A 12,496-nucleotide genomic window follows, 5' to 3' on the forward strand; every position below is an offset into this window, starting at 1 on the left:
ATGGCAGTTTTTATTTTAATGTTGAAGGAGTTTGAGGATGAAGAGAGGGTAGTATATCAATATGGACCGAATGAGGATTTAATGGGTCGAATTGAATATGATAAAAAAAATGAAGTAATCAACCAACTATCTCAAATTGATTCACAAGAGTTCGCTGATGAATTCTTCTTTAAGAGAGCAGGAAGACGTCTTTCAAGAATGATTATTAAAGAGAATCAAAATTTTGTTGATCGAACAACTATTGAATCTTGATACTTGCTTATGATTTTAGAAATTTTTAGCAAGAAATATAGCACAGAGTAAGAACCTTGATTGGCTTTTGCCTTTTAAGGTTTTTACTTTTAGATATTTGGGATTAAAAGTAAAATGAGTTTTGAATCAAAAACGAAAGGTATTTTTATTTTTCTCATTATTTAGATCAGTGAAGTTTTAGATAGGCTGTTTTTTATTAGAAACTTTTAAGATTACAACATAGGGTTCGGGTGAACTTAATAATGATTTAGCAAAAGCTTATCTGAGGGATATAGAGGCTAGAACTGTACGAAAGGTTAATAAAGAGCAGATTCATCTTATAAAAGAAGCCTTGAGAAACAAAACCTATGAAAAATTGACACCAAAAGAGACTGCTAAGCATAGAAGCAAATTTACATCGATCTTAAAAGATAAATTGATTGCAGAATGAGAAGAAAAAACAACCAAAAGTGGCCTTGATATACAGAAGAAGTGCTTTATAAGAATGGAGAGGTTGCTCGGAGTATCGGTCAACCGTATGATGCCCATCATATTTGAGGGTCCTCATGAGTGGTGAATCCAGCAAAATATCCTAACGAACACCAAGCAGGGATACATGGAAAGGGAGCTCCATCAGGTAAACTATTTCCAAGGAGGTAAAATAGCAAATGGCTGATTTTGAATTTATTAATGAGCTAGAAAATAAAATTTATAAGGTACCTGAAGATGATATTTTAAAAGCTGAACAAAGAATGGATATCAGTTTTCCAAATGATTTAAAACAGTTATATTTAGAAGTTGGTTATGGTTTTATTAAAGGTCAAAGTGCTAATGCAATAAATAGGATATTGGGACCAGGGGCTGTAGCAGATATTAGATTAAGAGAAGGTTTTTTTGAATTTGACCCAGATTTAGATGAAATTTTTAATGATGAAGATAAACTTATTTTCTTTGAAGTAAACGAGAGTGTTTATATTTCAATAGATTAACAATTAGTTAATAATCCAATATATTATTTCGATATTCAAATAGCTGAATCGTTAGAGGATTTTTTTAAAAAGTTTCTCAATAATAATGAATATTATATAGATTTAATTGAGGATTAGGCTTAATTGGAAGAAGAAGTAAAAACTAATTGACCTTGATTGGCTATGAAATGCCTTTCAAGGTTTTTTACTTTATTTGAATCAACTACTCTTAAATAGAGGAAAAGAAAATGATTTAATTGAAAATCGAAAGCTCATGATGGTTGTACCTTCAAGGAGTATCGTTATGATACTTGGCGGAACTAAATAAGTAAGAGAAATGGGCGAGATGATGACGAAAATTCTTCTATTGGTGCATTAATACATGAATACACTCATTATTTAGACGATATGAAACAAGGATTTCCTGGTATGAGTTATCATTTTCAAACAAAAAATAGGGTAAGAATGGAATTAAATGCATACATGAGAGAGGTAGAATTTGCCGAAAGTATAGGGCGTAGAGATATAGCGAATATGCTTTTTGAGAATTATATTGAAGAGAGGAGCTTATTAACTACTCATTTAAAATAAGAAAAAAGGAGAAGAATTTATGAATATAGTAGATAAAATTAATGAAGGAAGTTGTACAGCTGATGAGTTAGAAAAATTATTAGATGAACAAAATCCTATAATTTTATATCATGTTATGTCGGCTATTGGAAATTTTGGAGTATATAATGAAAATGTTATGAAAAAACTATATAATTTGTCTTTCAAAAGGGAAACAAAAGATAAGTTGTTGGGTTATTATAAAATTGGTGATTTAGCAATTGTAACTCTACAAAAGATTGGAAAAAATATTGATGAAATTTCTTCATATCAAATTTTAGATGACTTTGATCGAAAAGTGCTTTTGCAATTAGCAAAAGAGGTAGGGTGGTAAATATAGACTATGAAATTTTAAAAGGATCGTTGATTTAAAAGTAATAGTAAATCAGAGAACATATTCATAAATATTTTAAAATTTGTTGGAAAGAGGTTGTTAAGGCTTTATCAACTTGATGATAAAGGTGAAACTGCCTAGTGTTCTCAATAAATTGTTAAAAAGGTTAGTATGCCTCTTTAAAGATAATATTGATAAGAAATATGAAAAAATTTGTATTCTAATTTAAAACTAAAAAACTTGATGATAGTTTGAGGATGAATTGTATTTAACTTTTGAATCAGAGCATGTATAAAAATTATAAAAACCAAGTCTCGCCAAGAGTTAAAGAATACTATATGTAAAATATTTTTAATTCATATAATTTCAACTAGACAAGTTAGTTGAATAAAAAAACTACAGCTACCCCAAGCTTTAAGGGTTGGCTGTAGTTTTTATTCTTCCCCAAACATTAGTCAATTGCTATTAAATCAAGATATTTCCAATTACCATCTGAATCTTTTTCCAGCAAATAAGTAAAACTATATGCAATGCTTTCCTCTTGGTATGTTTCAACTTCATCATGAGTGACAAGTGCTATACCATCAATTATAAAATGAGTTTCAATACCTAGCGTCTCATACCTTAAGTCAAAGTCAATGAATGTACTTTCTATTTCTTTTTTGAGATTCAAGTAATCAGGATAATCTTTGCTATATAGACCAAATAGCAGCTCAACATTTTCTGCATTTGTATATTCTGTAGATATTTTAAAAAACTCTGTTATTTCTTTTTCTTGTGATAAGAAGTTTGAGTCCTTTCTAATTATTTCATAATAAATTGTATAAAGGTCCCCAGCAATTTCTTCATTTTTTATCATATCCTGCAGGCTGAAAAATGTAGCAACATTTGACTCTATTTTATATTGAGGAGCTTTATTAGCAATCAAGCTCTCTAAATTATTTAAATGAATCTTTGTAGAAATTACATATTTCGATGTTTGAAGAGCTTTTACACCTGGCTGTTTATATTTTGTAAGTATCGCCTCTCGTGTTGATTTTCCGTAAACATGATAAAGAATCTGAGCTTGTTTACGAATTTCCGTTGATAAATCATGGTATTTTTGTACAGTTACGTTAGATGTCGGGTCTGAAGAATATAGGTTGTTGTATTGATCTGTTAACCGCTCTATTTTCTTTCCAGAAGTAATGGCATCAATATATGAAGTAGCTCGGGAAAAGTGAATACCAGTATTATTGTGTAAGCGATTTTCAAATTTCTCTTTGTCTTTCCCATTATACTTCTCAATTTCAAAATAAGCTTTCCAGTAAGCATTTTTCGTTAAGTTAAAAACTTTCATATCTGGATTTTTAATTTCCTTCGTAAATTCATATGAAGTTTGCCACTTTAATTCACCTGCATGTTTCTCTGCAGTCTTCAACAAAGATTCAATTTTAGATACTGAAGTAGCTTCTGCATTGGCAAAAGGTACTTGTGTACTAGCGAAAATAATAATTGCTACTACAATAGATAATAATTTTTTCATAAATAGTCTCCAATTTTGATAAATAGTCTTATATTATATGTATAAGCTTTATAAAGTATATTATATAAAAATAATATTTACTATATTTACAATAAATATAGTTTCTTAAGTATAAAGTATCCTGATGATATAACCAGGATATAATACCTAAATTTATAAGTGTATTTAGAAATCCTTAGCTTTAAGAGAAAGAATATACACTTTTAATCCAGGGATTAATTTAATAAAATCTATTCGTAGAGTTTGGAAAATAGCTATGTAGCAGAGGTTTAAGTTATTTTTAAATAGTGTTTTTTATTTAAATGCTAGTATTCCAAATATGTTTTTAGGGTATGATGGAGGATATAAATGAATTCTACAAAGAATGAAAGTTCCATAAAATGAAAGTTAATAGAAAGTGTTATATATTATTTTTTGAATAACATTTCTTTTGTTTAGATGGTTTTTTTAATCATGCAATAATAGAGGAATACCGGGACTTAGGTATACTTAGGTTTATTTCATGTTTATATGCATCTCTTTTATTTCTACAAATATTAATATGTCGTATGAATCTGTTTATCCACCTAATCAGTTGGATAATAAGTTTGTTAGTTTTGGTACTTATTTTTTATATAGTTCGTGAAATATAACCTTTAATGAGGAATGGAGAATTTTATAATATAAACAAGGGGTATTATAGAAGAGTATTTCGTATATCTTAAATCAGAGTCAAACATGTTACTACGAGTAAGATAAGTATTGAGATAGGGGATCAATATGTACACCGATTCAGAAATAAAACGATTATTTACAACAGGAGAATTCGCAAAGCTTTGTCATGTGAAGAAACAGACATTATTTCATTATGATGACATTGGGCTACTTTCGCCTGAGGTGAAATTGAAAAACGGTTATCGTTACTATTCATATGATCAATTTGAGTTATTTCATATAATTAATTTATTTAAGGAATTAGATATTCCACTTAGTGAAATTAAAACGCTTGTACATCAAAAAAATCCTAAAGAAACTGTTAATGTCTTAAAAAATAAATCAATAGAGATTGAGGACAAAATAAAACAACTAACATACTTACAAAAGATGCTGGAAGTGAAAATCAATCTTGCAGAGCAGGCGCTTGAAAAAGATTCAGTCAGTATCACTATTCAATACCTTGATGAAGAGCGCTATATGTTAAGTGAAAATATACTGAATTTAAGTGAACGTAAATTCATTGCGAAATTATCGGAATTTATCCATCACATACAATCCAAGCATTTAGATTTGGGCTACCCTCTAGGCGCAATTTTGCAAAAGCAACAGATTTTAGAGAAAGATTTTTATCATTATAGTCACGTCTATATGAAAGTGAGTGAATATACAAAAGAGGACAATATTCATAAACGACCAGGTGGCTATTATGTGATTGGATATCAGATTGGTGATACAGCTGAAGAAACTTATGCAGGCTTAAAAGAAGCTGCTGAGCAAAATGGCTATGATATAGGGTCTAATGCATATGAGGAATACGTATTTGATGGCATATTTTTCGGTGAGAAAAAAGTGCAGGTGACTAAAATATGTTTACAATTAATAGAAAAACAAAAACAAAATTAGCAGGTGTCTTGTTGTGAATTCAACAGGACACCTTTTGTTTAAGTGGAAAATAGAAGAGTTTCCTTAACTATACGGTTACCGAATAGGTTAAGTTTAAGGGGAAGGCAATATAAAAGAAGGGTTTTGACATTATGTTCACAGAAATTCGTGACATTACAGATTCAAATAAGCAAGAAATTTTAGGTTTACACATAGCAGATGAACAGGAAGGATTTATTGAAACGGTAGTTCAATGCTTAAATGAAGCAAAAGAGGATCCGAGGTTTATTCCAGTCGGTTTATATAAAGAAAATGTACCAATAGGATTTGCGATGTATGGTCCATTTCAATACCCAGATGGTATGAGAGTATGGCTAGACCGCTTTTTTATCGATGAACATTATCAAGGAAAGGGCTATGGCCGCTATTACTTCAAGTTACTCATTTCATTTCTAGCCGATAAATATTCATGTGAGCGAATTTATTTAAGTGTTTATGAAAATAACCTTGTAGCAATTAAAATGTATGAAAAGTTTGGTTTTAAATTTAATGGAGAACTTGATGTACAAGGAGAAAAAGTAATGGTATTGAATTTGAAAAATATGCAATGGTAATGCCTCGATTCACTTCTCTAAGAAGAATTACTTTAGAAAATGCTCACCAGTAACAGTTATGACTGATGAGCATTTTTTTCTTTAACACTTTATAAATGGAATCGTGTTTGTGACATATCCCTCTTTTCTTCGTAATATAAGTAAATGAAAAATAATACGGAGGGTTTTAATGATGAAGAAGGTACTAATATTTACTGATATGGGAATCGATGATTCTATTGCATTATATTACGCTCATTTAAATAAGGATATTGAAATTATTGGTGTAGTTGTAGATTATGGTAATGTATCCAGACAAAAAGCGTTAATAAACAGTCAGTATTTATTTCAAGTTTTTAATCTTTCCAAGGATATCCCTATCATTCGTGGAGCGGAATTCCCTTTGACCGGGGAACAGCCATCTTACTATCCTGAAATACACGGTCCGCATGGTCTTGGTCCCATAACGCCAAATCAAGTTCAAGGAATTTCTGTAGGTCAATTTTTAGAAATAGAGCATTTAATAGAAAAATATGAAAATGAGTTAATAATCGTTAATATGGGACGCCTTACTTCACTTGCTACGTTGTTTATTCTTAACAATTGCCTAATGAAGAAAGTGAAGGAATACTATATAATGGGTGGCGCATTTTATGTTCCTGGAAATGTGACATCTTACGCAGAGGCTAATTTTCATGCTGATCCTTTAGCTGTAGAAATCGTTCTTTCTAATGCTCAAAACACTACGTTGCTCCCATTAAACGCAACTAGTAAAGCTATCATAACGCCACAAATGATTAATTATATAGACTACTTTGATAAAAGCAGAGTTCTCAAACCACTTTTGAAGTTCTATAACAGGGTTTATATGACGCGAGATCCTCATCTTAAAGGAAGTCCCTTACATGACGTATTGACCCTTATGGCATTCACACACCCAGAATTTTTTTCGTTTTTCTCGTATCCAATACAAATTGAAAAACGTTTAGAAATTGCTTCAAGAGGACAAAGTATATTGGATACAAGCTTTAGTGACAAAAGAAAACATCGCGTAGCACTAGATTTAAACTATCGCAAATTTTTTAATCACTTTCTCTTAATCATGTCAGGTAAACAAGAAGAGTATAATACAATTTGAATTAAATTGTTCATTTATTCGAATACACCATTTCTCACTAGTTCAAAGTCAACTTTAACATTTACTTTCATAGTTTTAAACAACTCATGCCACTTTTCATTGGTAAGCTTGGAATTTCTTACTGAGCTTCTATACCATTCACCAAATCCAAAAACATCGGATTCATATTTTTGACCGATAGAAATTACTCTTGATATTTCTCTTTTTAGGTTATTACTAATACCTTTTTCAAGCTCGTCTACTATTTTGGGGTTGCCTACATCGATGTCTGATCGAAGCTCCAATAACCTTCCCTTAATGGTAATGTTTAAGTCGAATTCAGGAGTTGTCGAATTGACTAATTTCAATTTTCTGTCGGTCTTTACGGTATCAAATGCTAAAGGAATCTCATCAAAAGGATTTTTCATTAATGAAGGGGAGATATCTTCTTCTTTTAGTTTGGTTTGAAAGTTTCCATGTTTATAATTATCTCTGATTATTTTTACAAAAAAGCTATCTTCAGCGGAAAGCCTGCCTGACATATTACCATCTTCGAAAAGAGCAATGCCAGATATTTCAACAAATTCTTCCTCTCTTTTAATAATTGGCATAACAATGTTTCTGCCAGCTGAGTAATAATCACGTGCTACTACATGGAGAGTTGATGAAATCATGTACTCAGATTCAATGTTTTGTTCTAATAATCTGTATATATGTTGTCCAATATCTTCAATGTTTTCATATTTATATTCAAGTAAGGATGACATTGGTCCTTCAACTACTGCCATGTAGACCCCATTGCTAACACTAGCGTTTTCTAAATGGGCATCAATAAAGTAATGAATATCATCCTTAGCTATCTCTTCACTGAAAAGAATAACTCTCATCTGTCCTACCATAATTTTTTTAGAGAGCTTTCGATTTGTTTTTACACGAGCACCTTTACTTGTTGCTTCCTCTGCCGTGACAACCTCCACATTACTTTGAAATTCTGGACTCACTTCACGAATAACTGCTGTAGTTTTAATATTTTCTTCTTCACTACCGATATCATAGCCAACTAAAGTGGTTAATCCGATTCTATCAAGAATATTTGTCTCTGCACACCCGGCCAAAATAATGCATAGAAAAAGTGTTATTAAATAGAAGCTCAACTTTTTCATTCTTCCTGCTCCTTTTTAGTTGTGAATTTCTTTTTCACCACAGCGACTAAGTATAAGAAAATAGGGTAGACAAAGACAATATAAAATGCGTATTTGGCAAATTCGTTGTTAAAGGTATTGATTTGAATTCTGCTTTGAACAACTAAAGTACCTATTAAAGCAACAAAGGAGAATAGCCATACGAATTTATTTCCGCTAATTTTTACAATTCGTGTTGTCGCTCTATAAGCTGCCCATACGTAAAAACATAGGTTTGGTATAATAATCAGCATCCAGTAACAAACAGCAACATACTCAAATCTTTCAACAAACGGAAAACTTATGAAGCTAAATAAGGTTAAAGTCGCCCAAACTGTTTTAAGTAACTTTCCTTCACTATAATAAGTAATCGAAATCAACATAATAGAAAGATAAACCAATGTAGTAGCTAATAAAGCAAGGTGAGCATGCTTCTTCACCTTTTCTTTTTCCTTTATGTAAGGGTAAATACTATAAAGAATTTCGAAGCCAATAATAGTGAAAGTCATTGAATGAGCTCCTTTTAAAATAGAGCTTATTTTTGTTTCTAAAATAGGCAAGAGGTTAGCAGCTGTTGAATATTCAAGAGGAATTGTTAAAATTGGAAGTAGCCACAAAGACAATATGACGCTAAAAAAAGAAACCCCCACAATTACACGGAGCCCACCTGTAAAAGCATAAATCACGATTAACAACAATGAAGAAGAAATAAACCATGTACTTAAACCGGGGAATATCCATGTTTGGATTACTTCAATGTAGTTGCGTAATATAGAAAAGAAGGCAAAGCTACAATATATAAGATAGGTAGCATTCAATAAACTTCCTATCAATTTTCCATACACATCTTGATGGATACCATATAGGTCATCGGAACCGTATAACTCTAAAGTTTTTATCATAAAAAAAACAACAATATGTGTGGCAAGTCCTGCAATAATTATTGAGATCCAAGCGTCATGTTTAGCATCTTGATACACAACACGCTGAAATCCTTGTACCCCAACACCTATTTGAGCACTATGAATCACAAAGAAAAGTAAAAAAGCATTAAGCATTTCATTTTGGCTAATTTTTATGGAACTTTTCATTATTTCACCTTTTTTCAGGTTTTATAGGCTCTGTATCATATTTTTTCTTATTTTTTGCTTTAGTACTGGTAGGTCTTTTGCTTGTTAATGGTAAAGGCATTCTGATAATACTATTACTCCAGTCTTTTAGACGAGGAGGATAAAATGGAGCGGTATAAGGAGTCCCCATACTGGATTGTCTTAAAAGATGAATAAGGATAAAACAAAAAGCAAGCATAACGCCAAAAAATCCCCAGAATCCTGCTAAAATTATGATTGGAAATCTAAGGACCCTAATTACATTTCCCATCATGTAACTAGGAGTTGTAAAAGAGGCTAATGCACTTAAAGCAATAATAATTATTAATATATTGCTGGTAATTCCCGCTTGCACAGCTGCAGTCCCAATTACAATACCTCCAACGATACCAATAGTTTGGCCGATCTTTGTCGGCAATCGACCGCCGGCCTCTCGTAATAATTCAATAATGATTTCTAACAATAATGCTTCAAATACTGGGGGGAAAGGCACCAAAGCCCTTGATTCACTAAGTGGTACTAAAAATGCTTGCGGGATAACTTCATAATGAAAAGTCAATGCAGCAACGTATATGGGTGTCAAAAAAATAGATAATACTACAGCACTAAACCTTAATAATCGAAGAAAGGTTGCTATTTGCCATCTAAGATTTTGATCCTCTCTACTTTGAAAAAATTCTATAAAAGATTGGGGGCAAATGATTGCCATGGAACTACCATCAACAATTACTCCCACTTTTCCGTTTAATAGGGAATCGCAAAACCTATCAGGTCTCTCAGTAAGAAGAAACTGAGGAAAGATTGACATAGAGTTATCATCAATCATTTGTGTAAGAGCGGCACTATCTATCAATGCATCAAGTTTGAGGCTCGTAATTCTCTGTCTTAACGAGTTGACTATTTCTTCTGAGGCGATTCCGTTCATGTACAATAAAGTAACTGATGTGTTTGTTAGTTTGCCAACTTTGAATTTTTCTAAACTTAGATCGGGACTTATTATGTATCTACGTACAAGAGAAATATTCGTTGAAATGCTCTCATTGAACCCAACCTGAGAGCCAATTACTTGAGATTCGTTTTCTGGTGCCGACAAACTACGCGACTCATTTTTAGAGATGCTTGCTAGAACAACTTGAGAGTTCCCTTCCACATGAATCAATACTGTTCCATTTACCATTGATTGAATTGCTTCATCTAGGAGATCTGACAAGTCTATTTCAGGTATGGATAGATTAGCTTTAATGCACTCTGGAGAATCATAACTTTTTTGTTGCAACTCTCGCAGGATATGCTCATTTAAGGTCTGTCCATCCACAAGATTATCAATATAAATAATAACAAGATTAGGAGTAATGTCTCTTACAATCAAATCTGATGGATTGTTTGTTAACTCCCTTATTTCTTTTATAAATAAACTGTTTGAGGCAGAAATAGTTTTTTGCGTGGATTCCGTTTCTTTCCCTTTTTCGACTGAAGGAAGATTTTTAAAGAAAGACAGTTTAAATTTTTTTATAGCGGGTGCAATCGCAACAATAAAGCAATTAAGTTACAATTCTCCGATATTAATATCATTTATACCAACAGCACTAGTGTTAATTATTTATTTTACATGGAAGAGAAAGTGGACTTATTTTGGTTTCAAACGAGAATTGACAAGAACAAATTGGATACCCTATTTACCACTACTTGTTATTTTAATCGTATTATGTTTACAAGGCTTTAGTTCACAACCTCTTAAAACAATTGTTTTCTATGTTGGCTTTGCTATTTTAGTTGGCTTTGTGGAAGAAAGTATTTACCGAGGAATAATGATTAAAATATTACTACCACTAGGTATCCTTCCGGCTATTCTGACTTCGAGTATCTTATTTTCTGTCACACACATGCTTAACTTGTTATCTGGACAGAGTATGGGGCAAACTGGACTTCAATTGGTATATTCTTTATTAATAGGTATTGTGCTAGCGCAATTATTTATTAGAACAGGAAATATTTATCCGTTAATTCTTTTTCATGGCCTTCATAATCTAATTCAATTTCTAGGTAGCGGAGGATCCAGTGCAATTCTTGATACGACAGTAATTATTATTTTAGTTGTAACTGCTATTTCGTTAGCATTATCTATGCGTAAAAAATTAGAAACAAAATTTGAACTCATTAGTGAATGAATTATAAATAATATTTAGCACATGCACTAATCTCTAAACTGAACCTCAAATAGTGGACACATGAAAAGTGGACCTATTCGGGGTTTTTGTGTTGTTTAGAAGGCAAATCTCGTTATACTATCATTAATAATTATGCGGTAACAGTATCTCAGGGTGGGCACTGCAAATACGCATTAAGTCCTAAACGACTTACACCTGGGTGATGAGGAGTACAATTTAGGACAATGCTAAAGAGAGAACAGTAGAAAACTTTGGAGCAATAACTTAGATTAAGGATAAAATACTATCTTCAAAAACTAAAGTAATAGAAATAACTGAAAAGACTGCCCCACGTCCAGTAAAACAATGAGACTTTATAATATTCAATATCATTATAAATAAAAATTCGTAGGCGAGCTTCTCTTATTTACTCAGATAACAAATGCTAGTGTTTAGGATTTAGTATTGCAAACATTTGATGATCTTCCCAGCTTCCGTTAATTTCAACACTTTTTTTTGCTAATCCTTCATTGTGGAAACCAGCTTTTTCTAAAACACGAATAGAACCAATGTTGTCCGGCATTACACCAGCTTCTATTCGATGTAAGTTTAGTTTTTCAAAAGCGTGTTCTATAACCAGATTAGTAGCTTCTGTAGTGTAACCTCTACCATTATGTTCTTGGTCTAAGGAATAGCCCAAAAGTGCGCTCTGACGTGGCCCACGGAAAACTTGAAATAATGAGATAGATCCAATAAGAACATCACCGTCGATTTTAAATATACCAAATTGATATCCGATATCCTTTTTTATATTTTCTGCCCATTTTTCAATTAATTCTTTTTGAGTTTCTATAGTCCAGTAATTTTCTGGAAGTGATACAGAATAGTTTTGTTGAAAAGCTCGATTTCTCTTTTCTAAATTTAGTAATTCTTCAGCATCTGAGAGTATAAATGGACGTATATATACATTTAAAGGTTTTGACATCTAATCTTCCTTTCTGTAAGAAATAAACAAAATAAATTATACCATAATGGAAAAAGAAGTAAGACTAATTAACTGATAAGATTTTTTAGTTGTTATGAATTAGTCACTTAAATGTTTGG

The 12,496-nt window shown here is 31.7% G+C and carries 12 protein-coding genes and 1 pseudogene; 8 read left to right on the plus strand and 5 right to left on the minus strand.

The window, feature by feature from the left end; genetic code table 11:
* From MHB55_RS07810 to MHB55_RS07825, 4 genes and pseudogenes are all read left to right on the plus strand, one after another.
* Window positions 1-252: a hypothetical protein gene (locus tag MHB55_RS07810; protein WP_144538185.1), complete on the plus strand. Its 252-nt coding sequence runs from the start codon at window positions 1-3 to the stop codon at window positions 250-252.
* Between the two features lie 647 nt (window positions 253-899).
* Window positions 900-1,337, plus strand: a pseudogene (locus tag MHB55_RS07815) (SMI1/KNR4 family protein).
* Between the two features lie 291 nt (window positions 1,338-1,628).
* Complete coding sequence (locus tag MHB55_RS07820; RefSeq protein WP_340862930.1) at window positions 1,629-1,790, plus strand: hypothetical protein; 162 nt, start codon at window positions 1,629-1,631, stop codon at window positions 1,788-1,790.
* A 19-nt stretch (window positions 1,791-1,809) separates the two neighbouring features.
* Entirely contained in the window at window positions 1,810-2,142 is a 333-nt protein-coding gene (locus tag MHB55_RS07825; RefSeq protein ID WP_144538187.1) for a hypothetical protein, read from the plus strand.
* A 451-nt stretch (window positions 2,143-2,593) separates the two neighbouring features.
* On the opposite strand, the gene MHB55_RS07830 is transcribed toward MHB55_RS07825, so the two are convergent.
* Window positions 2,594-3,667 carry a hypothetical protein gene (locus MHB55_RS07830; RefSeq protein ID WP_340862931.1) on the minus strand — a complete coding sequence of 358 codons (1,074 nt, stop codon included), beginning with the start codon at window positions 3,665-3,667 and terminating at the stop codon, window positions 2,594-2,596.
* A 759-nt stretch (window positions 3,668-4,426) separates the two neighbouring features.
* On the opposite strand from MHB55_RS07830, the gene MHB55_RS07835 reads away from it, so the two are divergent.
* The 3 genes from MHB55_RS07835 (at window position 4,427) to MHB55_RS07845 (ending at window position 6,976) form a co-directional block, all read left to right on the plus strand.
* A complete protein-coding gene (locus MHB55_RS07835) occupies window positions 4,427-5,266 on the plus strand; it encodes a MerR family transcriptional regulator (RefSeq protein ID WP_340862932.1) in 840 nt (279 codons plus the stop codon).
* A gap of 131 nt (window positions 5,267-5,397) precedes the next feature.
* Window positions 5,398-5,859 (plus strand): GNAT family N-acetyltransferase, encoded by a 462-nt coding sequence (locus MHB55_RS07840; RefSeq protein WP_144538190.1) that lies wholly within the window; start codon window positions 5,398-5,400, stop codon window positions 5,857-5,859.
* Between the two features lie 172 nt (window positions 5,860-6,031).
* The gene (locus MHB55_RS07845; protein ID WP_340862933.1) at window positions 6,032-6,976 is read left to right on the plus strand and encodes a nucleoside hydrolase; all 945 of its coding nucleotides are present in this window, start codon (window positions 6,032-6,034) and stop codon (window positions 6,974-6,976) included.
* 14 nt (window positions 6,977-6,990) lie between these two features.
* Here the strand turns inward: MHB55_RS07845 and MHB55_RS07850 are convergent, their stop codons facing one another.
* The 3 genes from MHB55_RS07850 to MHB55_RS07860 are packed head-to-tail and all read right to left on the minus strand — an operon-like array spanning window position 6,991 to window position 10,614.
* Entirely contained in the window at window positions 6,991-8,118 is a 1,128-nt protein-coding gene (locus MHB55_RS07850) for a Ger(x)C family spore germination protein (RefSeq protein WP_340862934.1), read from the minus strand.
* Window positions 8,115-9,227 carry a GerAB/ArcD/ProY family transporter gene (locus tag MHB55_RS07855; protein WP_340862935.1) on the minus strand — a complete coding sequence of 371 codons (1,113 nt, stop codon included), beginning with the start codon at window positions 9,225-9,227 and terminating at the stop codon, window positions 8,115-8,117. Before MHB55_RS07855 ends, MHB55_RS07850 begins: the two co-directional genes overlap by 4 nt.
* A 4-nt stretch (window positions 9,228-9,231) precedes the next feature.
* Window positions 9,232-10,614, minus strand: coding sequence for a spore germination protein (locus tag MHB55_RS07860; protein WP_340862936.1), 1,383 nt, complete (start codon window positions 10,612-10,614; stop codon window positions 9,232-9,234).
* On the opposite strand from MHB55_RS07860, the gene MHB55_RS07865 reads away from it, so the two are divergent.
* A complete protein-coding gene (locus tag MHB55_RS07865) occupies window positions 10,598-11,413 on the plus strand; it encodes a CPBP family intramembrane glutamic endopeptidase (RefSeq protein WP_340862937.1) in 816 nt (271 codons plus the stop codon). The genes MHB55_RS07860 and MHB55_RS07865 overlap by 17 nt on opposite strands.
* Before the next feature lie 424 nt (window positions 11,414-11,837).
* On the opposite strand, the gene MHB55_RS07870 is transcribed toward MHB55_RS07865, so the two are convergent.
* Entirely contained in the window at window positions 11,838-12,377 is a 540-nt protein-coding gene (locus tag MHB55_RS07870) for a GNAT family N-acetyltransferase (protein WP_340862938.1), read from the minus strand.
* Between the last annotated feature and the right edge of the window lie 119 nt (window positions 12,378-12,496).

The organism is Psychrobacillus sp. FSL K6-1267 (assembly GCF_038003265.1).
In the GTDB taxonomy this organism is placed as follows: Bacteria; Bacillota; Bacilli; order Bacillales_A; family Planococcaceae; genus Psychrobacillus; species Psychrobacillus faecigallinarum.

Coding starts and splice junctions, on each gene's coding strand:
- MHB55_RS07810 (WP_144538185.1), top strand. CDS start 1: ATGGCAGTTTTTATTTTAATGTTGAAGGAGTTTGAGGATGAAGAGAGG.
- MHB55_RS07820 (WP_340862930.1), top strand. CDS start 1,629: ATGAGTTATCATTTTCAAACAAAAAATAGGGTAAGAATGGAATTAAAT.
- MHB55_RS07825 (WP_144538187.1), top strand. CDS start 1,810: ATGAATATAGTAGATAAAATTAATGAAGGAAGTTGTACAGCTGATGAG.
- MHB55_RS07830 (WP_340862931.1), bottom strand. CDS start 3,667: ATGAAAAAATTATTATCTATTGTAGTAGCAATTATTATTTTCGCTAGT.
- MHB55_RS07835 (WP_340862932.1), top strand. CDS start 4,427: ATGTACACCGATTCAGAAATAAAACGATTATTTACAACAGGAGAATTC.
- MHB55_RS07840 (WP_144538190.1), top strand. CDS start 5,398: ATGTTCACAGAAATTCGTGACATTACAGATTCAAATAAGCAAGAAATT.
- MHB55_RS07845 (WP_340862933.1), top strand. CDS start 6,032: ATGAAGAAGGTACTAATATTTACTGATATGGGAATCGATGATTCTATT.
- MHB55_RS07850 (WP_340862934.1), bottom strand. CDS start 8,118: ATGAAAAAGTTGAGCTTCTATTTAATAACACTTTTTCTATGCATTATT.
- MHB55_RS07855 (WP_340862935.1), bottom strand. CDS start 9,227: ATGAAAAGTTCCATAAAAATTAGCCAAAATGAAATGCTTAATGCTTTT.
- MHB55_RS07865 (WP_340862937.1), top strand. CDS start 10,598: ATGTCTCTTACAATCAAATCTGATGGATTGTTTGTTAACTCCCTTATT.
- MHB55_RS07870 (WP_340862938.1), bottom strand. CDS start 12,377: ATGTCAAAACCTTTAAATGTATATATACGTCCATTTATACTCTCAGAT.